Origin of the sequence: Paenibacillus chibensis (assembly GCF_004001045.1) — a bacterium.
Taxonomy (GTDB): Bacteria; Bacillota; Bacilli; order Paenibacillales; family Paenibacillaceae; genus Paenibacillus_AQ; species Paenibacillus_AQ chibensis.
This window is the reverse complement of sequence record NZ_BIMK01000016.1, coordinates 90,143-115,264: the sequence shown is the minus strand read 5'-3', so window position 1 is coordinate 115,264 and position 25,122 is coordinate 90,143. Positions and strand designations below refer to the sequence as shown.

General features: G+C 52.7%; 21 protein-coding genes. 16 read left to right on the top strand and 5 right to left on the bottom strand.

All coding sequences use genetic code 11. The annotated features are described in order from the left end of the window. Nucleotides 1–47: 47 nt before the first annotated feature. Nucleotides 48–647 (bottom strand): 30S ribosomal protein S4, encoded by a 600-nt coding sequence (gene rpsD / locus PCH05_RS14215; protein ID WP_127603058.1) that lies wholly within the window; start codon nt 645–647, stop codon nt 48–50. Between the two features lie 505 nt (nt 648–1,152). Here rpsD and PCH05_RS14210 point away from each other — a divergent pair. From PCH05_RS14210 to PCH05_RS14190, 5 genes are all read left to right on the top strand, one after another. Beyond that, complete coding sequence (locus PCH05_RS14210) at nt 1,153–3,141, top strand: sensor domain-containing diguanylate cyclase (RefSeq protein ID WP_127603057.1); 1,989 nt, start codon at nt 1,153–1,155, stop codon at nt 3,139–3,141. A 115-nt stretch (nt 3,142–3,256) separates the two neighbouring features. Continuing rightward, a complete protein-coding gene (locus PCH05_RS14205; protein ID WP_127603056.1) occupies nt 3,257–4,078 on the top strand; it encodes a hypothetical protein in 822 nt (273 codons plus the stop codon). 116 nt (nt 4,079–4,194) lie between these two features. Further along, on the top strand, nt 4,195–5,310 hold the full coding sequence (locus PCH05_RS14200) for an aminopeptidase (RefSeq protein WP_127603055.1): 1,116 nt from the start codon (nt 4,195–4,197) through the stop codon (nt 5,308–5,310). A 108-nt stretch (nt 5,311–5,418) separates the two neighbouring features. Further along, entirely contained in the window at nt 5,419–5,664 is a 246-nt protein-coding gene (locus PCH05_RS14195) for an HPr family phosphocarrier protein (protein WP_127603054.1), read from the top strand. A 131-nt stretch (nt 5,665–5,795) separates the two neighbouring features. Further along, nucleotides 5,796–6,086 (top strand): Fpa/YlaN family protein, encoded by a 291-nt coding sequence (locus PCH05_RS14190; RefSeq protein WP_127603053.1) that lies wholly within the window; start codon nt 5,796–5,798, stop codon nt 6,084–6,086. 116 nt (nt 6,087–6,202) lie between these two features. On the opposite strand, the gene cax is transcribed toward PCH05_RS14190, so the two are convergent. Further along, the gene (cax, locus tag PCH05_RS14185; protein WP_127603052.1) at nt 6,203–7,273 is read right to left on the bottom strand and encodes a calcium/proton exchanger; all 1,071 of its coding nucleotides are present in this window, start codon (nt 7,271–7,273) and stop codon (nt 6,203–6,205) included. A gap of 150 nt (nt 7,274–7,423) precedes the next feature. Between cax and PCH05_RS14180 the strand changes: the two genes are divergently transcribed. Further along, entirely contained in the window at nt 7,424–7,810 is a 387-nt protein-coding gene (locus PCH05_RS14180) for an Asp23/Gls24 family envelope stress response protein (protein ID WP_127603051.1), read from the top strand. A gap of 139 nt (nt 7,811–7,949) precedes the next feature. On the opposite strand, the gene ftsW is transcribed toward PCH05_RS14180, so the two are convergent. Both ftsW and PCH05_RS14170 read right to left on the bottom strand, forming a co-directional pair. After that, nucleotides 7,950–9,182 carry a putative lipid II flippase FtsW gene (gene ftsW / locus PCH05_RS14175; protein ID WP_127603050.1) on the bottom strand — a complete coding sequence of 411 codons (1,233 nt, stop codon included), beginning with the start codon at nt 9,180–9,182 and terminating at the stop codon, nt 7,950–7,952. A 12-nt stretch (nt 9,183–9,194) separates the two neighbouring features. After that, nucleotides 9,195–9,542 carry a YugN family protein gene (locus PCH05_RS14170; protein WP_127603049.1) on the bottom strand — a complete coding sequence of 116 codons (348 nt, stop codon included), beginning with the start codon at nt 9,540–9,542 and terminating at the stop codon, nt 9,195–9,197. A gap of 201 nt (nt 9,543–9,743) precedes the next feature. On the opposite strand from PCH05_RS14170, the gene PCH05_RS14165 reads away from it, so the two are divergent. The 7 genes from PCH05_RS14165 to PCH05_RS14135 all read left to right on the top strand — a co-directional run bounded on the left by PCH05_RS14165 (nt 9,744) and on the right by PCH05_RS14135 (nt 17,270). Then, nucleotides 9,744–10,919: a M20 family metallopeptidase gene (locus tag PCH05_RS14165; RefSeq protein WP_127603048.1), complete on the top strand. Its 1,176-nt coding sequence runs from the start codon at nt 9,744–9,746 to the stop codon at nt 10,917–10,919. A 144-nt stretch (nt 10,920–11,063) separates the two neighbouring features. Next, nucleotides 11,064–12,731: a DNA repair helicase XPB gene (locus PCH05_RS14160; protein WP_127603047.1), complete on the top strand. Its 1,668-nt coding sequence runs from the start codon at nt 11,064–11,066 to the stop codon at nt 12,729–12,731. Then, nucleotides 12,728–14,599 carry a helicase-associated domain-containing protein gene (locus PCH05_RS14155; protein ID WP_127603046.1) on the top strand — a complete coding sequence of 624 codons (1,872 nt, stop codon included), beginning with the start codon at nt 12,728–12,730 and terminating at the stop codon, nt 14,597–14,599. Before PCH05_RS14160 ends, PCH05_RS14155 begins: the two co-directional genes overlap by 4 nt. A gap of 112 nt (nt 14,600–14,711) precedes the next feature. After that, complete coding sequence (locus tag PCH05_RS14150; protein ID WP_127603045.1) at nt 14,712–15,152, top strand: YlbF/YmcA family competence regulator; 441 nt, start codon at nt 14,712–14,714, stop codon at nt 15,150–15,152. A 41-nt stretch (nt 15,153–15,193) separates the two neighbouring features. Continuing rightward, complete coding sequence (locus tag PCH05_RS14145) at nt 15,194–15,457, top strand: YlbG family protein (protein WP_127603044.1); 264 nt, start codon at nt 15,194–15,196, stop codon at nt 15,455–15,457. 385 nt (nt 15,458–15,842) lie between these two features. Then, nucleotides 15,843–16,280, top strand: a complete 438-nt coding sequence (locus PCH05_RS14140) for a hypothetical protein (RefSeq protein WP_127603043.1) — start codon at nt 15,843–15,845, stop codon at nt 16,278–16,280. A gap of 129 nt (nt 16,281–16,409) precedes the next feature. Beyond that, nucleotides 16,410–17,270: a PHP domain-containing protein gene (locus PCH05_RS14135; protein ID WP_127603042.1), complete on the top strand. Its 861-nt coding sequence runs from the start codon at nt 16,410–16,412 to the stop codon at nt 17,268–17,270. Nucleotides 17,271–17,358: 88 nt separating this feature from the next. Here the strand turns inward: PCH05_RS14135 and PCH05_RS14130 are convergent, their stop codons facing one another. Continuing rightward, a complete protein-coding gene (locus PCH05_RS14130) occupies nt 17,359–19,116 on the bottom strand; it encodes an Rqc2 family fibronectin-binding protein (protein ID WP_127603041.1) in 1,758 nt (585 codons plus the stop codon). 233 nt (nt 19,117–19,349) lie between these two features. Between PCH05_RS14130 and PCH05_RS14125 the strand changes: the two genes are divergently transcribed. The 3 genes from PCH05_RS14125 (at nt 19,350) to PCH05_RS14115 (ending at nt 25,121) form a co-directional block, all read left to right on the top strand. Next, the gene (locus PCH05_RS14125; protein WP_127603040.1) at nt 19,350–22,148 is read left to right on the top strand and encodes a calcium-translocating P-type ATPase, SERCA-type; all 2,799 of its coding nucleotides are present in this window, start codon (nt 19,350–19,352) and stop codon (nt 22,146–22,148) included. A gap of 74 nt (nt 22,149–22,222) precedes the next feature. Then, entirely contained in the window at nt 22,223–23,059 is an 837-nt protein-coding gene (dapF, locus tag PCH05_RS14120) for a diaminopimelate epimerase (RefSeq protein WP_127603039.1), read from the top strand. A 187-nt stretch (nt 23,060–23,246) separates the two neighbouring features. Next, nucleotides 23,247–25,121 (top strand): bifunctional homocysteine S-methyltransferase/methylenetetrahydrofolate reductase, encoded by a 1,875-nt coding sequence (locus tag PCH05_RS14115; protein WP_127603038.1) that lies wholly within the window; start codon nt 23,247–23,249, stop codon nt 25,119–25,121. The last annotated feature ends 1 nt before the right edge of the window (nt 25,122 follow it).

The window sequence follows — 25,122 nt, the reverse complement described above, 5'->3', positions numbered from 1 at the left end:
GCAAAAAGCCCAGAACCATTGGTTCCGGGCTTTGTTCAATGCAACGATTAACGGTTGTAGAATTCGACGATTTGTTTTTCGTCGATGTCTTGGGAAAGCTCAGCACGTTCAGGCAAACGGATGAATTTGCCTTCCATAGCTGCATCGTTGTACTCCAGGTAACCTGCAAGATGGCTGCGGTTTTCCAGAGCTTCTTTAATGGAAGAAAGCGAACGGCTTCTTTCACGAAGGCCAATCACGTCACCAGTGCTCACCATGTAAGAAGCAACGTTAACCTTTTTGCCGTTTACAGTGATGTGACCATGGGATACGAGCTGGCGTGCGCCTGCACGGGAGTTTGCGAAGCCAAGACGGTAAACGAGGTTGTCCAGGCGGCTTTCGAGCAGGAACATGAAGTTCTCACCGGCGATACCTTGCATTTTTTGCGCTCTGTGGAAGAGGGTGCTGAACTGCTTTTCACCCAAGCCGTACATATGACGCAGTTTTTGTTTTTCAGCGAGCTGCATACCGTAGTTGCTTACTTTTCTCCGTTGGTTAGGACCGTGTTGTCCTGGAGGAAAAGGACGCTTCAATTCTTTGCCAGTACCGCTCAGGGAGATGCCCAGACGGCGGCTCAATTTAAATTTAGGACCAGTGTAACGTGCCATGTTATAGTAGACTCCTTTATTTTCAAATAAATTGTGAAGTAGGGCTCTATTTGCGCCGGGTATGTTGATTGTGCTAGCCTTATCGGCAAACGCACCTGATGGAAAAGTTCAGCCGCTGTTCGATCAGTAACAAACCACGTGAGGGTGACACAACGTTACGCCCAAATTTCAGACTGCATAACAGTCTTGTTCAACAATAGATTTTAAACGAAAGACAGTATGCAAGTCAAGTCCTGATAAATATCGATAAACGTCTAATTTTGTCGATAGGGCTTTGGTCCCAAAAAAGTAGGACGAATCTCTGAAATATTGATGCAAAATTGGTTTGAAGAGAGTAGAATAAGGTTATTATAACACGAATGAAACTACCCTTTTTCAATTGCGCAAATAGGTGTCAGATCTATGAGTCTAAAGTCTGCTTGCGGCTGAAGGTTTTTATATAATATCCCGATCGAACGGTGCCGTGCAAGACACCTTTAAACACGGTGTAAAGGAGCGCCTGCTTATGTCAGAACACCAACAGGATTTTTCCAGACATCAAAGTCTATTTCAGACAAATATCGAAGTGGCGTCTCCGAGCGAGTCTTCTGAATTATGGTTGAAGGAGATGGACATTTCACCATATGATCTTCCATATGTCCACGAGGCCTTGCAGCAATCCTTCGAGGATTGGCGGAAGGAAACGGGCTCGCTGCCCCTTTCGAAGCACTCCTCGTGGGTGATCGTCGATCATGAAGGGGCATATACCTCAGGCGAGGAAGCCGTGTATTCGCTGCTCGATGGCCCGCATGCGGGATTGCTGCAGCACTGCTTGCTGTCACATGAGCTGGTATACGACGTGATTGAGCATGCCGACTATCCGCTTTTCAAAGGACAGGTGCTATGCGTGGTTCCGATTCTGTCCCGGAGCGGGCAGCTCGTTATATCCGTTCTTGCCTGTGTGATCCCGAGGCATATCTCCGACAGCTCGGGCCTCGATGCCATTGAGGCGACGGCTCTGCATTATCATTCCTGTTTCTTTAGACGCTACGAATACATATTCGTTTCCGATGTTATGAAAATTCAAAAGAATGCGGAGCGTGAAGCAAGCAGACGCTCGATACTGTTTCAGATCATGCAGCGGATGCATGACCAGATTGATGTGGATACGGTTCTTACGGAGGTGCTCGACAGCATCGCCGTGCTCTATCCATCGATCAAGCTGAGTCTGCTGATGTCGCAGGATCACCAGCACAGTAATCCGAAGGTCAGACCGCTGGTATTTCATCCGTGGGGCGAGGATATCTGCGTGAGAGCTTTTATGGATGGCCGCCTTATGATTCAGGACTGCAAGGAGGCCGGGGAAGAGGATATGGTCGAAATCGGCATTCCTCTCGGCGGCAAGCAGGGAATTTATGGCGTGTTTCATTTGAAAATGACGCGGGATCTCAAGGAAGACCTGGATCTGCAGCTGATTACCATGGTCATCGACACGGCGGGGAATGCCTTTGAGAATGCCAAGCTGTATGAACAGTCCAATCTCCTCATTCATGAGCTGCGGCTGATCAATGAGCTTACCCAGCGGCTGAACCAAAGCCTGCAGCTGGCTGATATTTACCAGTTCGCCAACGAGGAGCTCTTGAACATTTTCAATGCCGATTTCTGCTGTTTCCTTCAGTATAATGAGGAGCGCGATATGCTTGAGGTGGTATCCTGTAACGAGCCGTCGCTGTCCAAGGATATGTTTAACGCGAGTTACGGCTTTGGCGGGCTTGTATTCGAAAAAAAAGAGCCGGTCATTTTGTCGGATTACCATTTGAACACGAAGGTATCCTCCAAGCTGATGGAGGTCACCGGTTCCCAATCCCTGATTGCGACGCCTTTGACGGTGAACGGCAAAGTCATTGGAGCCATTTTGCTGACGCACCGCAGTCCGCATTTCTTTTCCTATGATAATTATCGGCTGCTGCAGACGCTTTCGAGCCATATCGGCTTGTCGGTGAGAAACGCGCTGCTGCATGCGGAGCTGCGCCGGATGGCGAACCGGGACATGCTAACGGACATGTACGCCCGCCACTATCTGGATGAAGCGATTCAGGAGTATCAAACGAATGATTTTTGCGGCTCGCTGATCGTCGTCGACATAGACCAGTTCAAACAGGTGAATGACACCTACGGTCATCAAAAAGGAGACAAAATACTGAAGCAAGTCAGCGAAATTGTGAAAACCTCCATTCGGCAGGAAGACATTCCTGCGCGCTGGGGAGGGGAGGAGCTGGCCGTTTATTTGCCGCAGATGGGGGTCCATCAAGCGATGAAGGTGGCCGAGGTGATCCGGTCCCGAGTGGCGCAGGAGACGAATCCGGGCGTAACCGTATCGAGCGGAATCGCGGAATGGTGCATCGTCGATGATAAGATTAGCGTGGACAGCCTCTTCTACCGGGCGGACATGGCATTATACCGTGCGAAAAACAGCGGCCGTAATCAGATTCAGATTGAAGACATCAATGAATAAGAGGGTGACCTGTACTTGCTGCAGACGCCCTTTTTTCGTGAGAATGTTCTGCATAATTGCGCACCTGGAAGGCAAGCCTAAGGCAAAATGTTTCTACATAAAGAGGTATAACAGGATGAGAAAATGGAAACTTGGCCTTGGCGCAGCCTTTTTGCTGTGGGTCGGCATGAACCTGACAAGCTGCGGGCTGCTGCAAAATGACAAAAATCCGGAAGGCTGGTTCAAGCAGACGCTTGCCGGACTGGCCGGAAAGGACTCTTTTACGTTTAAAGGCGAGGCAGCCGTACGTACCCAATCGCAGACAAGCTTCAAGGAAAGCCTGGTATATGAAGGCATGCTCACCGAGCATGACAAACTGACGATCCGCAGCATGCTGCCATCCGGCTCGGGAGGGACAGCAACGAAGCTTTCCGCGAAAAACGTGCATGCAGCCGAGTCGGGCTTCCGGCGCCAGGATGGACAATGGGTACACTTATCGAGCGAAGGCAACACCATGCTGAATTCCTCGCTGGCCCGGTTCAACCCCTTGGCGCAATTGGACGCGATCAGCCGTCTTCCCAAGCAAATGAAGGAAGCTTCAGGAGCTGCCAGAGGCACGAAGGTGCTGCGCATCGAACTGGAGCCTGCGGCGGCCAGACAGTGGCTGTCAGAGCAGCTGGAGATGGAGATGGGCACCATCAGGCAGCAGGCGGAGGACGGAATGCCGAAGCGTTCTTCCCAGGAAAGAAGGCAGCTGGCCGATGTATGGAAAAAGGGCGATGCCCAAATGAAGCAGATGCTCGCGAATTCCGAGGTGGGCATGACCTACTATTTGACGATTGACAAGAAATCCGGTTTTCCTGTCAAATTGTCCTCTGAGAGCGTAATCCACTATTTAAATCTGCATCAGCAGGGAGAGCAGGAGACGCTGATCAACGACGTCGATTTTAAGCCGTAATGTTTTCTTGCTGGTTCCGGTGACTGCGGCGGGCAGAAAGTGCTACAATAGAAATCGATTAAAAATTAACCTTTGTTCAAATAGATTTTGTGCGGGGTTTAGGAGGAATAAGTCATATGCGTGATCCAAGAATTCAAAAGCTGGCGGAAAATCTCGTTGGTTATTCCGTAAGCGTCCAGCCGGGAGAAAACGTACTGATCGAAATGATCGGGCCCGAACGCGATTTGCTTAAAGCTGTCATTGAAGAGGTACATAAGCGCGGAGGCAATCCGTTCGTCGAGCTGACGGACCGTTCGGTTCAGCGCACGATGCTCATGAACGCAACCGAGGAGATGGTTAGAACCTGGGGCGAGCTTGATCTGGAGCGTATGAAGAAAATGGACTGCTACATCGGTATCCGTGCGGGCGAGAACGTCAACGACCTCTCGGATGTGCCGGACGATAAAATGCGCTTGTACAATACCCTGTACAATCATCCTGTCCACAGCGGACAGCGTGTCAACCATACGAAATGGGTCGTTCTCCGTTATCCGAATGCGAGCATGGCTCAATTGTCCAACAAGAGCACCGAGGCGTTCGAGGACTTCTATTTCGACGTATGCAACCTGGACTACGCGAAAATGGACAAAGCTCAGGATCCTCTGGCCGAGTTGATGAGAAAAACGGATAAAGTCCGCATCGTGGGCCCTGGAACGGATCTCAGCTTCTCCATCAAGGGCATTGGGGCGACCAAATGCGCGGGCGAGAAAAACATCCCTGACGGCGAAGTGTACAGCGCGCCTGTTCGCGATTCCGTCAACGGAACGATCAGCTACAATACAAGCACGGTTTACCAAGGCATTACCTTTGAAAATATCAAATTCACGTTCAAAGACGGCAAAATCGTCGAGGCGACCAGCAATGATACCGAGCGTTTGAATCAGATTCTGGATGCCGACGAAGGCGCTCGTTATATCGGGGAGTTCGCGATCGGCTTCAATCCGTATATTTTGCACCCGATGAAGGATATTTTGTTCGACGAAAAAATCGCCGGCAGCATTCATTTCACGCCGGGACAAGCCTACGAGGATTGCGATAACGGAAACCGTTCTTCCATTCACTGGGATATCGTGCTGATCCAGCGTCCGGACTACGGCGGCGGCGAAATCTATTTTGACGATGTGCTGATCCGCAAAGACGGCATTTTCGTGATCGACGAGCTGAAAGGTCTAAATCCGGATCAATTGGTGTAATCTACAAAAATGACATAGAAATCCCTTGCGCAGGTAAGCGGATTCAATGTATCATGAAAGTGGTAAAATGATATTATTACCTGATATCAAAGCTACGGAGGGATCGATATGTCCAGTAATAACGCAGCTGTTGTGGAAATCGCTCAAACGGCGAGCAAATTTACGTCTTCAATCGTACTTCAGGCAGACAACAAGTACATTGATGTGAAAAGTATTCTGGGATTGTTTACAACCCTTGTTAGCAATAAAGGCTATGAGCTTCATGTTCATGGACCGGATGCGGATGAGGCCAAAGCGGCAATGCAGGAAGTGTTTGCAAAACACGGACTCAATGTTGAGCTTGTAGAAGACTAAGATAAAGGAAAGCGCCCTGCCGGATTTCGGTAGGGTGCTTTTTTTAGCAGGTTCTTGTATTGGGTCGTGATTTCGTCTAATATTAGAGAAGAGAACAAGGGTGTGACTTTTGGACATAGGGGGGAAGATGCATGACTTCTTCTGAGCTGCAGGAACAGTTGAACATGAAAGCAGTAAGTCTTCTGCAAGAAGATGCAGATAAAATACAGAAGCTGATCGAAGTACAAATGGAGAATCTGGCGACCCGCTATTGCCCTCTCTATGAGGAAGTGCTGGACACCCAGATGTACGGATTTTCTAAAGAAGTCGATTTCGCTGTGAGAGCGGGACTTCTGCCTGAAGCTACCGGCAAACAGCTCGTCAGTCAGCTGGAACGTAATCTGGCCATCCTTTACGAGGCCTTGAATAGCAAAGAAGCTTAAAAACAAGCTTAATAACCCTGTTTCTTTAAGCTTACATGGTAAAAGCATGAGCTCCCGTATCGGAGCCCATGCTTTTTTTGTGATATCCGTATTCATTTATCGAGGCGTCCTTACCGCTATACCATGAAAAAGGATACGCCTAGAATGCAGTACACGACCAGCAGAAGCAGCCCCTCGTACCAATTTGTTTTGCCGTCCTGAATGATCGACTTGGCGATAAACACGGCGACGCCGATGGCGAGCAGCTCGATCGCGGTGAAGACCAGGTTCATCGTATTGCCGAAGAAAAAGCTGGCGAACACGAGCACCGGAGCGACGAACAGGGCGATCTGCAGGCTGCTGCCTACCGCGATTTCGACGGCTGCCCCGATTTTGTTCTTCATGGCGAGCATGATGGCTGCACTGTGCTCGGCAGCGTTGCCGATGATAGCCACGAGGAAGGCGCCGACAAACAGTTCGCTCAGTCCGAAACGGGTGGTGAACGTCTCCAGCGTTCCAACCAGCCATTCGCTCACGAAGGCAACCATCACGGTAGCGAGGATCAGGTACAGGATGGATTTGCCTTTGGACCATTCCGGCTCATGCTCATGCGGGAGCTCTTCTTCGGAATTTTCCGTGACGTCGGCCAGGTAGTTTTTGTGGGTAATCATGGAGAATACCAGCCAGGCTATGTATGCTACGATCAAAATACCGGCTACGATCAAACTTAGCGTTTGGGTGTCTCCCGTCGTAATCGAGTGCGTGTTCAGGAACACCGCGGGAACGAACAGGGCGATGACCGCGACGATCATGAGCGAGCCGTTCATGCCGGCGAGAGAGACGTTGAAGCTTTGGATTTTGAATTTGAGTCCGCCCGCAAAAATACTCAAACCAAGCACGAGCAGCAGGTTGCCGATGATGGAACCGGTCAAGCTGGCCTTCACCATATCGAACAGTCCCTCTTTGACGAGGAAAATGGCGATGATCAGCTCGGCCGCATTGCCGAACGTAGCGTTCAGAAAGCCGCCAAGGCGCTGACCGGCATAATGTGCGACATTTTCAGTCGCTTTACCGAGGAATCCGGCTACAAAGATGACGGAAATCGCCGCCAGGGTGAACTGGATCGTGGCATCCCAGCCCGCATAATGCGCGACTGCACTAAGTACGAAGAATGCGATCAGCAAAAAAGGGCTCAACCATTTTTTCAATATTCGACACCTCGGTGTGATGTGGGATGAAGATTCTTTTTCAATATACCCAAAACCTATGGGGTTGTAAACAAATCTTGGGGCCAATATTTGCTTTTTAGCCCCTCTAGGATTTACAATAACGGATAATGAGGTGAAGGAGGAAGGGGTATGACTGAACAGCTTCAACTGGAAACGGGAACGATCCGGATATCGGATGATGTCGTATCGAAAATCGCCGGTTTAGCGGCTCTGGAAACCCCCGGCATTGCTGCAATGTCCGGCGGTTTATCCGAAGGATGGGCCAAGCGCCTAAGCGGAAAAAACGTGCAGAAAGGCGTGACCGTGGAAGTGGGTCAGCTGGAGGCTGCCATTGATCTGCGCATTATCGTATTGTATGAAACACCGATTCATGAGGTTTGCCGCATGCTGCAGCAAAACGTGCGGGAAGCGGTGGAAAGCATGACGGGGCTTCGCGTCGTTGAAGTCAACGTCAAGGTTGAAGGCGTGGCATTCAAGGATGACGAAATCGAGGACAGTGCGTCCCGGGCCAAATAACGAAACATTTGTGTAAGGAAACCATGCATAAGAAGACGCAGCACACACATAAGCTTGGACCGCATTCAGCGGCAGTTTTCCCGGGAGATAAGGAAATAGGCCAATAAAGCTATACGTTCCTATCTCTATAAAAAAGAGACTACACGGACCTCCGGTAGTCTCTTTTAATATTTACGGACTTGACAACCTCCTGCGGGGCAGGCAGATTGACTTGTCTGGAAATGCTGAGCATGATCCCCATGGAAAACATCATGATGAGCAGCGACGTGCCTCCGTAACTGATGAACGGAAGCGTGACCCCCGTCAGCGGAATCGTCTGTGAGACGCCGCCGATGTTAACGAAGGCCTGAATGGCGAACAGCCCCATGATGCCGATTCCGACGAGTGTTCCGAAAGGATCGGTGCACCTCAGCGCGATAAGAATTCCGCGCCATATGAAGTAAATGTAGATCAACAGGAACAAGCTTGTCCCGATGAATCCGAATTCCTCGGCCATGACCGGGAAAATGAAGTCATTATACGGGTTTTTGATATAGTTCAGCTTCTGGATGCTTTTTCCGAATCCGGCGCCTGTCACCTGACCATTGCCGATCGCCGTCAAAGACTGGATCAGATTGTAGCCGTCGCCCTTCTCATCCTGATAAGGGTCGATCCAGGCCGTAATTCTTCCCATCTTGTAATTGCTGCCGCTCTGCTCCTGAGCACTATCGCTGTGCGTGATCGACTTGATCAAATAATTGGCGCCGAGCACCAGGCTGGCTCCAAGGATCAGCAGCGCTGCCGAGGCGAGCATATGCTTCAGGCTGGCCCCGCCGGCATAGATAATGATCGCGCTCGTTGCGACAAGGATCATTGTGGAGCCCAGATCCGGCTGCATCATGATGAGGCCGGCCACGAAGCCGACGATGACCATGACGGGAATGTAGCCTGTCCTCAAATCCCTGAAGCGCTCGCCTTTCTTGACGATCAGAGCAGAGAGATACAGGATGATCGTTATTTTAGCCAATTCTGTCGGCTGAATCCCCATTCCTGCCACACCGAGCCAGCTTCTTGCGCCGTTGACGCTCTTGGTAAACGGCACGATGGCCAGCATAACGACCGTCACGAAAAACATGGGCACAAAAAGCTTTTTGTACTTGCTGTAATGGATGTTCATTGCGATAAACATCACGATCGTGCCCAGCAATGCCCATACAAACTGCTTCTTCGTAAAATAAAGCGGATCATTATTGAATTTACTGCTGGAAATGGTGAGACTTGAACTGGCACTGAACACCATCACCAGCCCAAAACCGACCAACAGAAAAGTAAGGATAAGCAGTTGGAAATCCGGCGTCCCTCTCTTCCTCAGTTGGGGTTTCTCCTGATTCATAAGGGACCTGCCTTACGCTTCCAGAGTAGCTTTGAATTGCTGGATTTTTTTATTGGCAATGTTAAGAATTTTGGAAGGAACTGGTGATTCATATTCCAGACCGTGAGGGAAGGTCGCTTTTCCCAGGTAAACGGCTTCGATTTCAAGCACGGTATCCGGTTTCTCAAGCTTGCCTTCGATAGCGCGTGTGTTCATGCGCACGTAGTACTCGGAATTGGTATCCGTATCTTCGATTTTATATTCGTATGTAGCGCGGTAATATTCCCACTGCCAGCGTACAAATCCTGTTTTTTCGGCAACTTCATCCATAAATGCCAAGTCGCTTTTCAGTCCGACCAGTCCTGTATTTTCAAAAATCATCCTATAAAATCCTCCTTATTTAAATGCCTGTAAAGTTCTTTACTCATGATATTATGTTTCAGGCGCTTGTGCAAGCCTTGTCACTGTAAGGGGGACATACCCCATTTCACCCGTTTCTGCTACAATGGAAAAAAGGCATTGTGGGCAGGCCAATGGAAAAACAATGCAAAGGACATTCTTTGGGCGAGAGGACGTGTGGACATGAGAGAAGAGGCATTGTTAAATGCGCTGCAGCCGCAAATGGTGGAATGGAGACGTTATCTGCACCGCCATCCCGAGCTATCCTACCACGAAGAGAAAACATCGCTATTCGTCGCGGGGAAGCTGAAGGAGCTCGGACTCGACGTATCCACGCAGATCGGCGGGGGGCATGGCGTTCTGGCGGTTTTAAAGGGCGGCAAGCCGGGGAAAACGGTCGCGCTGCGTGCCGATATGGATGCGCTTCCGATCCAGGACGAGAAGACCTGCGATTACGCTTCCGAGGTTAAAGGCGTGATGCACGCATGCGGCCACGACGGACATACATCGACGCTGCTGGCAGTGGCGACTTATTTCAGCCAGCGTCAGAAGGATGTGGAAGGAGAAATCCGGTTTATATTCCAGCCGGCGGAGGAAGTATGCCCGGGCGGGGCACAAGGGATGATCCAGGCAGGGGTGCTGGAGGGCGTCGATGTCATTTACGGAGTTCATTTGTGGACACCGTTTGCCGCGGGGACGGCGGCCAGTGCACCCGGTCCGCTGATGGCGGCGGCCGATGAATTTTTTATAGATATTCTCGGTCAAGGCGGACATGGCGGCATGCCGCATGTGACCGTGGACAGCGTGGTGGCGGGAGCGGCGCTGGTGATGCAGCTGCAAAGCATCGTCAGCCGTTCGGTTGATCCGTTGAAGCCGGCAGTCGTGACCATAGGTACGATCCAGGGCGGAAGCGCGCAGAACGTCATTGCGGAGTCCTGCCGCATCACAGGCACCGTCCGTACATTCGATGAGGAGACCCGGGAGCTGATCCGCAAACGGATTGAAGAGATCAGTCTTTTGACGGCCCAAACCTACGGCGCGGAGGTTAAAATCGACTATTTGATGGGCTATCCGCCGCTCGTGAACGATGACGAGGAAACCGGCCGTTTTTTCCGCGAAGCTCCGGGCGTGTTTGGGGAGGAGCAAGTCAGCCGGTGCGAAAAAATTATGCCTGCGGAGGATTTCTCCTATTACCTGCAGCATGTCCCGGGCTGCTTTATGTTCGTCGGCGCCGGCAATCCGGATATTCAGGCGATTTATCCGCATCATCATCCGCGATTCGATTTTGATGAATCGGCCATGCTGAGCGCAGCCAAGCTGCTGGTAACGATGACCCAGTCCTATCAAGGGTGGGAATAGCTCTACCCGCTAAGGGCAACGCCAAGCATACCGGAGAATGATATGGCGAACTTTGGGAAAATATAATGAATATGAAGCAAGATCAAAAGTTCATTCCCTGATCAGGGAATGAACTTTTTTCTCGATATGGAAAGGAGACGAGTCATGAACGACGTGAAGGCCTGCATCGTACAGAGAGACCGCACGATTTTGCTGGAATGCGGCCACCCCGGATTCGAAGCGGCAAGGGAGAAGCTGACCCGGTTTGCGGAGCTGGTGAAAAGCCCTTCCTCATTCCACACCTATCGGATAACGCCATTGTCTCTTTGGAACGCGGCTGCGCTGGGCTGTACCCGGGAGGAGATCGAGTCGGACCTCAGCTCCATCTCCAGATGGAGCCTGCCGGCAGGACTGCTCCAGGAGATCGGCGAGCTGATGTCCAGGTATGGCAAGCTGAAGCTTCAGAAGGAGGAGAAGGACACGCTGCGGCTTACGTCCGTAAATAGCGAACTGCTGGACGAAGCGCTGGCTGTACCTGCACTCGCTTCGTTGAAATTATCCCGCATATCCCCGCATGAAGCCCGGATCCATGCTGATTCCCGGGGAAGGCTGAAGCAGGAGCTTATGCGTTACGGTTATCCGGTGCTTGATCTGGCGGGCTACCATGAAGGACAAGCGCTCAAGCTGGAATGGAAGAACAGCGGCGAAGGAAGCGGATTTTCATTGCGCGGCTACCAGGAAGATGCGGCTCAATCCTTTCAAGGCGGAGGCAGCGGGGTACTGGTTCTGCCCTGCGGCGCAGGCAAAACGGTGATCGGTATTGCCGCGCTGGAGCGACTTCAGTGCGAATGCCTGATTCTCACTTCGAACTCGACTTCTGTGGAGCAGTGGCTCCAGGAGCTGACAGGGAGGACCTCGCTGCAGGCTTCCGACGTTGGCCAGTATACCGGGCAGAAAAAAGAAGTGAAGCCGGTGACGGTCGCCACGTATCAAATTTTGACGCACCGGCGCTCCAAGGATGATGAATTCGAGCATATGAAGCTTTTTAATGAACGGAACTGGGGACTCATCATTTATGATGAGGTGCATCTTCTGCCGGCGCCCGTGTTCCGGGCTACGGCCGACATTCAGGCAACGCGCAGGCTCGGGCTCACGGCTACTCTGGTGCGCGAGGACGGCTGCGAGCAGGATGTGTTCTCCCTGATCGGTCCGAAGCGCTATGAGATGCCTTGGAAAGAGCTTGAAGCTGAGGGCTGGATCGCGCAGGTGGAATGCTGCGAAATTCGCGTGCCGATGGAAGCGGCGCTCCGTGAACGATACCTGTACGCGGAAGGCAAGGAGAAATTCCGGATTGCTGCCGAAAACCCGGGCAAAACAGCGGTCGTCAAGGAGCTGCTGGGGAAGCATCCATCGGCGGGAATCTTGGTCATCGGTCAGTATCTGGACCAGCTGTCCCATATTGCCGAGGCCATCGGCGCGCCGCTGATCAGCGGCAAAATGCCGCAGCAGCAGCGGACCGCCTTGTATGCGTCATTCAGGAAAGGGGAGACCCCTGTGCTGGTTGTGTCCAAGGTAGCCAATTTTGCCGTAGACCTACCGGATGCATCCGTTGCGGTTGAAATATCAGGCAGCTTCGGGTCGCGCCAGGAGGAGGCGCAGCGGCTCGGAAGGCTTTTGCGTCCGAAGGCAGGGGATAACCGGGCATACTTCTATACCCTGGTCTCCGAAAGCAGCAAGGAAGAGGAATTTGCGGTCCGCCGTCAGATGTTTTTGATTGAGCAGGGTTACGAATATACGGTCCATTCCGCCAAGGAGGTGCGATCCGGCACATGACAGACAAGAATGCTGAAAGATCGGCTGGAATTCCGGCTTTGGATACGAGCGAGGGCGAGCTGCTGCGGAAGCTGATCTGCCATTTCGGTGGCCATTCCTTCAGCGAGCAGGGCTGGGAGCGGATCGGAGATCTTCATCGCACCGGAGCGGAACGAAAGATTTCATTCATCAGGCTCAGACAAGGCGGCTGGATTGAAGCCGTGAAAAAATCATGGGGCGAAAGGCTATATTATATCCCGGTGGACCAGCTGCTTCGGATACTGCCAGCATACTTCACACCGGTTCCCCAGCCGTTGAGTCCTGCGGGACTGGAAATCCGATGCGAATCCGGGCCCGGGCTGACACTGGACCTGCTGCATGCGCTCGCTTTTGCGGCTGAACAAGGGCTCCCCTTAACAGCAAAAGGAACGGTTCACAAAAAAAGCTTGCAGCGGCTGCAGGATATGATCTGCCTGCGGGAGGAGCATATCAAGCCGTTATCGCTGCAATATGCTTACCAGGAGGCGTATGGATCCGCGTCGGCGGTGATTCTCGACTTGATGTTATGCATGGGGCTGTTGTCTAAAACGGCAACATCGATGCCGGTAAATTGCGATCGCCTGCGCACATGGCTGAGCCTGACGGAGCAGGAAATGAATCGGTTGCTGCTCCGTACGGTCATCGAACGTTACGGTCAAAGCGCAGCTGACACGCAGCTGTTCCGCTATTTTCTCTGCATGCCGGCAATGGAGCAGGGCGTCTGGTACGATATGACCTCCATCTTGCAATGGATGACAGCGGAAGGGATTACCTGTGAAGAAGGTGCCGGGAGGGCATGTACCGCATGGCTCTATGCCTTGGCTGGATTCGGCTGGGGAGACGTTGCCGTGGACCCGGAGGGCAACCCAGCTTTTCGCTGGACCCTGGACCCCGCTTCACTTCTCTTCGGTCCACAAGAAACGAGCGGAATGGAGCATGAACCTTTGTATGTTCAGCCTGATTTCGATATTATCTGTCCTCCGGGCGTACCGTATATCCGGCGGTGGAAACTGCTTGCCATCGCCGATTTGGTACAATGCGACCGTGTCTCCGTCTACAGGCTCACGAAATCAAGCGCGGCGAGGGCGGTGGAGAACGGACTGGATACGGCTGAAATATTGGACTTTCTGGCGGAAAGCTCTGCGGCCGATATTCCAGGCCATGTCGCAGCCGCGCTGCGGCAGTGGGGCAAGGAGCTCGGGCGCACGCGTTTTGACGAAGTGCTGCTGTTATCTTGTGCGGGCGAAGAGGAGGGAAATGCCATCGCCGCGCATCCGCAGCTCGGCGATGAGGCAGAGCGGATCGGACCCAGGCATTTTATCGTCAAGGCTTCCAATACGTCGAGGCTGCGCAAGCTGCTCGAGGGTATGGGTCTCGCCCCTCTCAAAGCGATGGGCAGCAGGGACGGCGAGCCATCGGAATATCCTCTTCTTCATGATGTGGAAGGTCGCATGGAAAACGCAAGCCTGCTTGATGAGCGTTTGTATGAAAATCAGGGAATGGTATACAGCGGGAGGAATGTTCATTTCTTCGAGCCTGATCACGACATTCCGGCACCCATTTCGTTGTTTCCGGGTTATGAGCGGATTCCTTCCCGCTGGCTGCAGGATTATCGCAGCTATCATGCTTCGACCGCGCAAAATATTGTGGAACAGGCTCAAAGCTGGCAAACCCGGGTTCTTTTGCAGCACAAGGGAAGAACGGCTGAATTTGCACCGCTGTCGATCGGTTCGGGCCCATGGCGCGCAGAGGGGATTTTGCATGATTTGGAAACGGGGAGGCTCGAGCAGCTGGAGCTGTGCGCCGAGGATTTAAGGGAACTGAAGCTGCTTCTTCCCGCTTTCGAATGATTCCTTCTTGGCCGGGAGTTTGAAATCCCTCTTCTTAAGGAGAACGGGTTATGATATGATAGAAGAGTCCACTCCAAGGGAGTGGAACTTTTATAGAATTGAGATGACTTTCATGAGCGTATCAGAGGTGCAGACGATGGACATGGCTGCGGTACTGATGAACGCCTATGAATTAGGCGATATGATCAATCAGTCCGTTGAAGTGTCTGATTATTTATATTGGAAGCAGCGCGTGGACAGCAATCCCGGCGTACAGGAGCTTGTCCGGCTGCTTTCAAAAAAGAAGGAGCTTTTCGAGGAAACCCAGCGGTTCGGACATTTTCATCCGAATTACCACAGCGCCAAGGACGAGGTTGCAGCCGTGGAGAAACAGCTGGAGCAATTCGAAGAGGTGATCCGCTTCAAGCAGGCGGAAAAGGATCTGGATGACATGCTGCACCAGATGTCCGAAATGATCGCCTTTTCCGTATCGGATACGATCAAGGTTCCGAGCAATGACCCGAATCCGAAAGGCGGCTGCGGAGGCGGCGGCAAATGCGGCTGCGGCGGCTAAACGCTAAATAGAGACAGTATCATAAAGTGAGGTGGGAAATGATGTTTGCAGAACGGACAGGTTACATTATTTGGGTCACGGACGTGAAGGCGGCCAGAAATCTTGAGAAATACGGGACCGTCCATTATATTTCGAGGCGCATGCACTATGTGGTCATGTATGTGAATGCCGACCGTGCCGAGGAGGTTGCCAAAAACATACGCAGGCTTTCCTATGTACGAAAAATTGAGCGCTCCTATCGGAACGAAATCAAAACGGAATATACCAAGGATATTCCCGACAAGACAAGATATTACGGTCTGTAGTCTAGCCACGCCGTTTCTAACGCCACGAACGTGGCTCCCACCTGAACGAACCATAGCATTTTGCGAAAGGCAGCCCTGAGGGGCTGCTTTTTTTTTAATGTGAAAAAGACTCTTCGCTCAGCGATATCGATATCCACCGTCCATTCCTAGTAAAAAAGGTCTATCTGGATCCTCGGCTGCCTGCAAAAAATTTAATATGAAAAAGTAGCAAGATTCATAGGAATGATGCATATATTCTATATATAAGCTGCGCGGGAAGAGCAAACGAGAGGCTGGAATTCTATGAATTTAAGATATTTTTGCTTGTGTAACATGTGGTGATGTTGTAATATAATAGGTAAATATACTTAGATAAAAAGTCCTATGTGGTGGAGAGTGATGTTCCATGCGCGACAAAGGAATGGAAAGATGGAGCACTTATGAACCATTCTACGTTGTTCTGGGCGATAAGAGAGTCGCTGACATTGTCATAACCAATCATGCCAAGACCAGATATAATGACCGTATTCAAGTCGGGGAAACCGAGGTCGACGACATTGCGGCATGGATGTGGGAATGTCTGAAGCAGGACCGGATGCTTCCCTATTACCGGAATGAACAGGACGTTTATCTGATTGATGAGGATATGGTCGTGGTTGCCGAATTCACGGAAATCGAAGGAGAGCATGACATCAGCGGGAATCCCCTTCATAAAATGATTATTGTCACTTTCCTGGGCCGCATGTCTGAGACCATCGAGCTTAGGGATCTGAAATCGTATTATTCCTGGCTGCGCCATTCCCGCAGAATGACCTTGATTAAAAACACGCGTAAACGCAGATAATGCATACATAAAAAAACGACTTTCACAGCCTGAATCCGATCAACGGGTTCAGGTTTTTTGTATGGTGCCGTTCGATCCTATACAATAAAAAGTAGAAGCAAGATGTATTAACAGGGAGGGAAGCGCTTTATGAATCATTCGGAAGGAAAATGCGACCTGCACACCCATACCCAGGCTTCCGACGGAATGCAGCGCCCTGCGGACAACGTAAGGCTTGCCTGCGAAAAAGGGCTGGCGGCTGTGGCCATTACAGACCATGACACGGTAGCCGGCGTAGCGGAGGCGCTGGAGGAAGGGGGGCGCTGCGGAATCGTCGTGGTGCCGGGCGTGGAGATCAGCACCCGGGCGGGGGGAAAAGATATTCATGTACTCGGATATTATATCGACTGCCGGGATGAGGTTTTTCTGAAGCGGCTGAACGATTTACGGAGTACCAGGGAAAAGCGGAACGGGCGCATCATATCCCGGCTGCAGGAGCTTGGCGTGCAGATTACGTTGGAGGAAGTCGTTGCCGGGCTGGGCAGGGATCTGCGTCCGGATGAAAGCGTCGGAAGGCCGCATATGGCGGACGTCCTAGTAAGCAAAGGTTACGCGAAGGATATGAGGGATGCATTCGACCGTTACCTTGGGGAGGATGCGCCCGCGTATGTGTCAGTGCCGCGGATTTCCCCGAAGGAAGCCTGCGGCTGGATCCGCGAGGCCGGCGGGGCGCCCGTACTCGCTCATCCTGGAATATACGGCGACGATGATCTGGTAAGGCGGATTTTGGAGGAGGCCAAGCCAGCGGGAATTGAAGTCTTCCACTCCGATCATGGACGGGCCGAAGAGGAGCGCTATCTGACGATGGCGGATCAATACGGCTTGATCGTCACGGGAGGCTCTGACTTTCACGGCGCAAGGCAGGGCATCGTGTTCCACGGCGATATCGGCAGCCGTTCGGTACCTTTTTCCGTGCTGGGGGAGCTGAAGCGGGTAAGCTCAGAGTCGTGAATGTTGTTGTTGCTATAGCCAAAAAAGCTGCGCGACGCTGTCCTACAGGGACAGGTCGGCAGCTTTTTTTTTCTTTTCGCAGGCTCTGCTATTTCAGCGTGCTCGCAAGGCCCTTTATCCGCTCCTGATCCGGCGTAATCACAAGCGTCTTCTGATGATCATAGATCACGAATCCCGGTTTGGCCCCGTTCGGTTTATGGACGTGCCGAATCAGGGTGTAATCGACAGGAACGCTGCTGGATTCCTTGGCCTGGCTATAATAAGCCGCCAGTTGAGCCGCTTCCTCCAGGGTTGAATCGCCAAACTCTGTGCTGCGGATGACGACATGCGAACCCGGAATATCCTTGGTGTGAAGCCAGGTATCGTTTGAGCCCGCCAGCTTGTTCGTTAAATACTCATTTTGCAGATTGTTTTTGCCGACGTAGATTTCAATCCCTTCCGATGACGTGAACACATGCAGGGCAGGGCGGTCATTCTTTTTCTTCTTCTTGACTTTTTTGCTGCGGTCGCGAAGATATCCCTGCTGTATCAGCTCCTCGCGAATTTCGTCGATATCGCTCATGGACGCATAGGACAGCTGCTGCAGCAGTTCATCCATGTAGCGGATTTCTTCCTGCGTTTTCTCCAGCTGCTCTTTAATGACGATCAGGCTGTTTTTATATTTATTGTATTTTTTAAAATAGCGCTGCGCATTGTCCGAGGGCGATAACAGCGGATCAAGCGGTATGGTGACTTCCTTTTGCTCTTCATCGTAGAAATTGACGAGCACCGCGGTCTTGTCGCCCTTTTGGAGCGTATGGAGCGAAGCGAACAGCAGCTCTCCATATATGCGGTATTGATCCGCATCATCGGCTTCGGCCAGATCGGCATGCAAATGATCCAGCTTTTTAATGTTTTTGGTGCGTTCGTTTTGCAGGAACCGTAGCAGATCGCTGACTTTTTGCTTGACCGTATCCCGCTCCGCTTTTTCGCCGTAATAATCCTCCATGCATGCACTTACCGTATCGTAACGCTTGATATCCTTTTGGAGCAGGGTCAGGTCTATTGCCGAAAATACCATTTTTCCCTTCGCATTCGCTCCGGTGACGGGTGCGTACTCGTGTTTCCGGACAGGCTCCATCACGGACTCGAACGCATCCCACAATGCGGTGCTGCGCTGGTAAGCTGCTTCTTCACTTGCATCAAGCTCATATGTGACATCCGTGCCGGATCGATGAACCATTTCCTGAGCGACGAGCGGGCTGAGACCGCTGAAGGTGTCGACAATCCAGGATATCGGTTCTTCGATGGCGGAGGATTTCACGACGAAATCCTTGCGCTCTGCCGTGAGCGGATCCAATTTATGCTGCTGCGGCGGCTCCGTATAGGCAAAGCCCGGCATCACAATCCGGTAGCTGCTGATGCTCGGCGTAACATGATGAATGCCGTCCAGAATGCTGCCGGTCGCCAGATCGGTCAAAATAATGTTGCTGTGGCGTCCCATCAGCTCGAGGATAATTTTTTTGGTGGACACATCTCCGAGCTCATCGCGCTGGCGGACGGTGAGATGAATGATTCTCTCCATCCCCACCTGGCTGATTTCTTCGATGATTCCCCCCTCGCAGTGCTTGCGCATCAGCATGCAGAACATCGGCGCCTCCTGCGGGTTCACGAAGGTCCGGTCCGTATAGTGAACCCGCGGATACGTAGGATTTGCTGACAGCAGCAGCTTGGTATTCCCGTCGCGGGTGCGCAGGTGAAACAGTATATCATGATCGCTTGGTTGGTATATTTTGCTGATCCGGGCTCCCCGGCAGGCTTCGAGCTCATGCACGATCGCCCTGGTTACGATTCCGTCCAATGCCATTGTATCTATCTCCCATCTTTTCTTTGCAAAATGCAATATTTCGTTCATCCGAATCTTTCGTGCACATCATCGAAAACGAGTCTTCTCTATGATGCCATAGTTTGCCCAAAAACTTAAGAGGCGCCTTCTGTGATATTTCAGGTCCTGTCCGAATACATTTACGTTAGAACAGGTGGAAAAGCTGTCTAGCACCTTAAAGGCAGCAGCATAAAGAGCGGGAGGGAAAGGGTAGCATGGAACAAAAAGCATGGCATCAGATGAATGCCGAAGATCTCCAGCAGGTTCTGGACGTGCATCCGCAGCAGGGGCTTACGGAAGAACAGGCTGACGAACGAAGAAGGCAGCATGGAAGCAACGAGCTGTCCGAAGGCAAGAAGATATCACTGTTCGCGCTGTTTTTGAACCAGTTCAAGGATTTTATGGTTCTGGTGCTGATGGGAGCTACGCTGGTGTCCGGCCTGCTGGGCGAATACCTGGACGCCATCACCATTATCGCGATCATTCTGCTGAATGGTGTGCTCGGTTTCGTTCAGGAATTCCGGGCCGAGCGTTCGCTGCGGGCGCTGAAGCAGCTGTCTGCTCCTTCCGCAAAGGTGCTGAGGGGCGGCAGAAGCGTTTCCGTTCCGGCCAAAATGCTCGTTCCGGGCGATATCATCCTGATGGAAAGCGGCGACCGGGTTCCCGCAGACGTGCGCTGGCTGGAAACGAACAGCTGCGATATCGAGGAATCGGCGCTCACAGGCGAATCGGTGCCGGTAAGTAAGCACAACCAGGTCATTGCCGAATCCGATGTGCCGCTAGGCGACCAGAAAAATCTCGGCTTCATGGGAACGATGATGACAAGAGGAACCGCCAAAGGCGTGGTGGTCCGCACCGGGATGAATACGGAAATGGGGAAAATCGCCGACCTGATCCAAAACACGGATACGCAGCAGACGCCGCTGCAGTACCGCCTGGAGCAGCTTGGCAAGCTGCTCATCATTCTTGCCCTCGGCCTGACCGTCATGGTCGTGATTGCGGGGATTTTGCACGGACAGCCTCCGGTCGGCATGTTCCTGGCGGGCGTCAGCCTTGCTGTTGCCGCGATCCCGGAAGGTCTGCCTGCCATTGTAACCGTCGCTCTTGCGCTTGGCGTGCAGCGGATGATCAAGCGGAAAGCGATTGTGCGCAAGCTTCCATCCGTTGAGACGCTGGGATGCGCTTCGGTGATCTGCTCCGACAAGACAGGCACCCTTACGCAGAACAAAATGACAGTCACCCGCCTGTGGATCGGTGGACGCGAGCTGGAGGTTACGGGAGACGGATATGCGCCGACCGGTCAAATATTGGAGAAGAACAAGCCTATCGATATCCGCAACGATCAGGGACTGCGCCGCCTGCTGCAAATCGGATCGCTGTGCAACAATGCAGAGATCTTCGAAACCCAGCCTGCGGAGCAGAAAGGCAAGCGCAAAGGTAAAGATGAGCCGGCGGATTCGATTTGGGGACTCAAGGGGGATCCGACCGAGGGCGCGCTCATTACGTTGTCCTCTAAAATGGGGATGACATCCGATTCGTTGTCCGGATTGTACAAGCGTGACCAGGAATTTCCGTTTGATTCCGAGCGCAAGCTCATGTCCGTCGTGGTCAGCCATCAAGGCGGCAGACTGCTGTGCACCAAAGGCGCACCGGATGTGCTGCTGAACAAATGCACCTATATTTTATGGGAAGGCAATGTCGTTCCGTTTACCGCCACGCTGAAACAAAAAGTGCTTGCAGCCAATGAGCAGATGGCTTCGGAGGCGCTGCGCGTACTGGGAACGGCTTACCGGGATATCCGTGTCCACGATGTATTGGGCAATGAGAAGGAAGCCGAGAGCCAGCTCGTATTCGTCGGCCTGGCCGGCATGATTGATCCGCCGCGCCGCGAAGTGCGTGATGCCATCGGCACATGCCGACGCGCCGGCATCAAAACCGTGATGATAACGGGCGATCACGGCACGACGGCGGAAGCGATCGCCCATCAGCTGGGCATTATTCCCCGTGGAGGCATGGCCATGTCGGGGCAGGAGCTCAGCCGGATTACGGATGAAGAGCTCGACGCCAAGGTCGACAATGTGTATGTGTATTCGCGCGTGTCGCCTGAACATAAACTGCGGATCGTGAAATCTTTGCAGCGCAAAGGGCATGTTGTCGCCATGACGGGGGACGGCGTGAACGATGCACCGGCCATCAAGGCGGCCGATATCGGAATCGCCATGGGCATCACCGGCACGGATGTAACCAAGGAAGCCTCGGCGCTTGTGCTCAGTGACGACAACTTTTCAACGATTGTGGCGGCGATCGAGGAAGGACGGAGCATTTATGAAAATATCCGCAAGTTTATCCGGTACCTGCTTGCCTCGAACGTCGGCGAAATTTTAACGATGTTTTTCGCGATGATGCTCGCACTGCCGCTTCCGCTGCTTCCGATTCAGATTCTGTGGGTCAATCTCGTGACCGACGGTCTGCCTGCGATGGCACTTGGTATAGATCAGCCGGAGAAGGATCTGATGGAACATAAGCCGCGGGGAGCAAGAGAGAATATTTTTGCCCGGCGGCTGGGATGGAAAATCATCAGCCGGGGGTTCCTGATCGGCCTGTGCACGCTAGGAGCCTTCTGGCTTACGCTGAGAACAGATCCAAGCAACGCCGGCCAAATCGCCAAAGCGCAGTCCGTGGCGTTCGCTACGCTGGTGCTGGCACAGCTGATTCATGTGTTCGATTGCCGGAGCTCGCGCTCCATATTCCATCGCAATCCGCTGCAAAACAAATATTTGGTGCTGGCCGTGTTGTCCTCGGTCGTGCTGATGTTAGGCGTCATGTACATCGAAGCGCTGCAGCCGATCTTCAAGACCGTGCCGCTCGGCTTCCGTGAATGGGCAATCACCATCGTTGCGGCAGGCATTCCGACCTTCCTGATGGGAGCCGGCAGCGTATGGGGCGGCAGACGCCAGAAGCGCAAAAGCGGAGGCGGCCGCTTCGTGGCGAAAAGTACAAATATTTCGGCATAAAGTTAATTCGTTTTCGCCATTCCTTACGGTATGCTTTATTGAAATCAAGCCGAAGTTAAGGAGTGGCAGCAAATATGGAATTTACGAAAATGCATGGTCTTGGCAATGACTTTATTGTGATATACGGCGAGCAGGCTCTGCCCGAAAACGCGGCAGAGCTTGCCATTAAGTGGTGTGATCGTTACTTTGGGATCGGGGCAGACGGCTTGGTGTATATCCTGCCATCCGAGAACGCGGACTACCGGATGCGCATCATCAATTCGGACGGCAGCGAAGCCGAGCAGTGCGGCAATGCCATCCGCTGCGTAGCCAAATACGTGTACGATCACGGATACATGCAACGGGAAGAGATTACGATCGAAACGCTTGGTGCAGGCGTACAAAGGGTTTCCATTCAAACCGAAGACGGTAAAGCGGCTACCGTGACGGTCGATATGGGACAGCCTGTGCTGGAGGGGCTCCAAATTCCTACAACGGTCGATGCGAACCCGGTCGTGGACGTACCGATCGAGTCGGAAGGAGCATCCTTCCAGTTTACCGCGGTTTCCATGGGCAATCCGCACTGCGTCATCTATGTTGAGGATGCCGTGAATTTTGATCTGAACGCCTGGGGGCCTAAGCTGGAGGTACATCCGATGTTTCCGAAAAAAGTGAACGTGGAGTTCGCAACCGTGCTCGACCGCCGTACGGTGGACATGCGCGTCTGGGAGCGCGGCGCAGGCCCGACACTGGCCTGCGGCACCGGAGCGTGCGCCACGCTCGTATCCTCCGTTCTGAACGGCAAAACGGACCGGGAAGCGGAAGTGCGCCTGAAGGGTGGCAGTCTCTTCATTAAGTGGAACGAGCAGGATAACCGGGTGTACATGACCGGGCCGGCAGCATTTGTGTATACAGGCCTGATCACGGCATAGACCCGAGCATAGTTGAACGTTGAAATAGCTTGCCGAATTTTGCCGCTGTGGCGGTGATCGGCAGGCTTTTTTTAACTGCCCGGGAAGCGATTTTTAAAATTCCGTTAATTCCGTGCTAACTTGTGGGAATATAAAAGGTTTTGTGATACATTAGTATGAAACTACGGTCAGGTTGGGGGAATTGTTGATGAAGCCGGATTTGCGCAAGGCATTGGATACTCGCGTGCTTGTCGGGGATGGAGCGATGGGCACTTTCTTATATCAAATGGGTTTTCCTGTAGGTATTTCTTATGAGGAATTGAATTTGGTCTCTCCGGATGTGATCCGGGATGTGCATCGGCGTTATATGGAAGCGGGAGCGCAGGTGCTTGAGACGAATACCTTTTCCGCCAACTTCGACAAGCTGTCCAAGTATGGGCTGGAATCCCAGGTGAACGAAATTAACCGCGCGGGGGTGCGGATCGCCCGCGAAGCCGCAGGAGAAGAGGGCTATGTGGTCGGAGCGGTGGGCTCGATTCGGGGCGGCAAACGGACGAATGTGTCCACGGTAGAGCTGAAAAAGTACTTCGAGCAGCAGCTGCAGGCGATTTTGGGCGAAGGCGTGGACGGCATTCTGCTTGAAACCTTCTATGATGTGGAGGAGCTGTCGCTGGCACTGTCCATTACGCGCCGGTTGACCTCCTTGCCGGTCATCTGCCAGTTTGCGGTCGAGGATGTGGCCAGAACCCTGGACGGATACACGATGCCGGAAGCCTTCCGGATGATTCAGCAGGAGGGGGCCGACGTCATCGGCTTCAACTGCCGCACGGGCCCTAACGGCATCATGAGCGCCATGAAGACGCTGGAGGGCCATCTTCCGGCTCCGATGTCGGTCTATCCGAACGCCGGCGTCGCCGACTATGTGGACGGAGAATATCATTACGGGGCGGGTCCAGATTACTTCGGCCAGATGGCCTTGAAATTTGCGGATTTGGGCTCCCGTATTATCGGCGGCTGCTGCGGGACGACGCCTGCGCATGTCGCTGCGATTGCCAAAGCGCTTGAGGGATATATTCCGCAGCAGGTGGCGTATGAACCGATTCCGGAGCAACCGGCTCCGCTGGTTGTCCACGAGCATCTCGCTGAGGAACAAAGCCAGGAGGAACGTGAGCCTAACCTGGTCGATTTGGTGAAACAGCGTCACACGGTGATCGTTGAGCTGGATCCTCCGCGGGACCTGGATATCACTAAATTTTTGCAGGGAGCCGAGAGACTGAAGCAGGCCGGTGCCGATGCGCTGACGCTAGCCGACAACTCGCTTGCGGTGACCCGCATGAGCAATATGGCGCTGGGGCATCTGGTACAGGCCAAGACGGGCCTCAGACCGCTCGTGCACATTGCCTGCCGTGACCGGAATCTGATCGGAACGCAGTCGCATATGATGGGGTTTGATGCTTTGGGCATTGACCATGTTTTGGCCGTTACCGGGGATCCGGCGCGTTTTGGCGATCTGCCGGGTTCGAGCTCCGTATATGATTTGACCTCATTTGAAATTATACGCATGATCAAGCAATTAAACGAAGGCATCGCCTTTTCGGGCAAGCCGCTCAAGCAAAAAGCCAAATTCGTGGTTGGCGCGGCCTTTAACCCGCACGGGAAGCACTTGCACAAAGCCGTAGCAAGGCTGGAGCGCAAAATTGCCGCTGGAGCGGATTACATCATGACCCAGCCCGTATACGATCCTGAACTGATTCGAGCGGTCGGCGAGGCAACGAGCCATCTCGACGTTCCGATTTTTATGGGCATCATGCCGCTGGCCAGCGGAAGAAATGCGGAATATTTGCATAACGAGGTTCCCGGCATTCAATTGTCTGACGACGTCCGCGGCCGCATGGCGGGGCTTGAAGGAGAGGAAGGCCGGGCCATGGGGGTTCAGATCGCGAAGGAGCTCCTGGATGTGGCGATGGATCACTTCAATGGTATTTATTTGATGACTCCATTCATGCTTTACGAAATGAGCGCGCAGCTCATCGAGCATGTTTGGGCCCGATCCGGCCGCCAATTGTCCCCCTTGTTTCGTTGAT

Excerpts from the sequence above, each read along its gene's own strand:
- rpsD (WP_127603058.1), bottom strand. The coding sequence starts at position 647 with ATGGCACGTTACACTGGTCCTAAATTTAAATTGAGCCGCCGTCTGGGC.
- PCH05_RS14210 (WP_127603057.1), top strand. The coding sequence starts at position 1,153 with ATGTCAGAACACCAACAGGATTTTTCCAGACATCAAAGTCTATTTCAG.
- PCH05_RS14205 (WP_127603056.1), top strand. The coding sequence starts at position 3,257 with ATGAGAAAATGGAAACTTGGCCTTGGCGCAGCCTTTTTGCTGTGGGTC.
- PCH05_RS14200 (WP_127603055.1), top strand. The coding sequence starts at position 4,195 with ATGCGTGATCCAAGAATTCAAAAGCTGGCGGAAAATCTCGTTGGTTAT.
- PCH05_RS14195 (WP_127603054.1), top strand. The coding sequence starts at position 5,419 with ATGTCCAGTAATAACGCAGCTGTTGTGGAAATCGCTCAAACGGCGAGC.
- PCH05_RS14190 (WP_127603053.1), top strand. The coding sequence starts at position 5,796 with ATGACTTCTTCTGAGCTGCAGGAACAGTTGAACATGAAAGCAGTAAGT.
- PCH05_RS14180 (WP_127603051.1), top strand. The coding sequence starts at position 7,424 with ATGACTGAACAGCTTCAACTGGAAACGGGAACGATCCGGATATCGGAT.
- ftsW (WP_127603050.1), bottom strand. The coding sequence starts at position 9,182 with ATGAATCAGGAGAAACCCCAACTGAGGAAGAGAGGGACGCCGGATTTC.
- PCH05_RS14170 (WP_127603049.1), bottom strand. The coding sequence starts at position 9,542 with ATGATTTTTGAAAATACAGGACTGGTCGGACTGAAAAGCGACTTGGCA.
- PCH05_RS14165 (WP_127603048.1), top strand. The coding sequence starts at position 9,744 with ATGAGAGAAGAGGCATTGTTAAATGCGCTGCAGCCGCAAATGGTGGAA.
- PCH05_RS14160 (WP_127603047.1), top strand. The coding sequence starts at position 11,064 with ATGAACGACGTGAAGGCCTGCATCGTACAGAGAGACCGCACGATTTTG.
- PCH05_RS14155 (WP_127603046.1), top strand. The coding sequence starts at position 12,728 with ATGACAGACAAGAATGCTGAAAGATCGGCTGGAATTCCGGCTTTGGAT.
- PCH05_RS14150 (WP_127603045.1), top strand. The coding sequence starts at position 14,712 with ATGAGCGTATCAGAGGTGCAGACGATGGACATGGCTGCGGTACTGATG.
- PCH05_RS14145 (WP_127603044.1), top strand. The coding sequence starts at position 15,194 with ATGTTTGCAGAACGGACAGGTTACATTATTTGGGTCACGGACGTGAAG.
- PCH05_RS14140 (WP_127603043.1), top strand. The coding sequence starts at position 15,843 with ATGCGCGACAAAGGAATGGAAAGATGGAGCACTTATGAACCATTCTAC.
- PCH05_RS14135 (WP_127603042.1), top strand. The coding sequence starts at position 16,410 with ATGAATCATTCGGAAGGAAAATGCGACCTGCACACCCATACCCAGGCT.
- PCH05_RS14130 (WP_127603041.1), bottom strand. The coding sequence starts at position 19,116 with ATGGCATTGGACGGAATCGTAACCAGGGCGATCGTGCATGAGCTCGAA.
- PCH05_RS14125 (WP_127603040.1), top strand. The coding sequence starts at position 19,350 with ATGGAACAAAAAGCATGGCATCAGATGAATGCCGAAGATCTCCAGCAG.
- dapF (WP_127603039.1), top strand. The coding sequence starts at position 22,223 with ATGGAATTTACGAAAATGCATGGTCTTGGCAATGACTTTATTGTGATA.
- PCH05_RS14115 (WP_127603038.1), top strand. The coding sequence starts at position 23,247 with ATGAAGCCGGATTTGCGCAAGGCATTGGATACTCGCGTGCTTGTCGGG.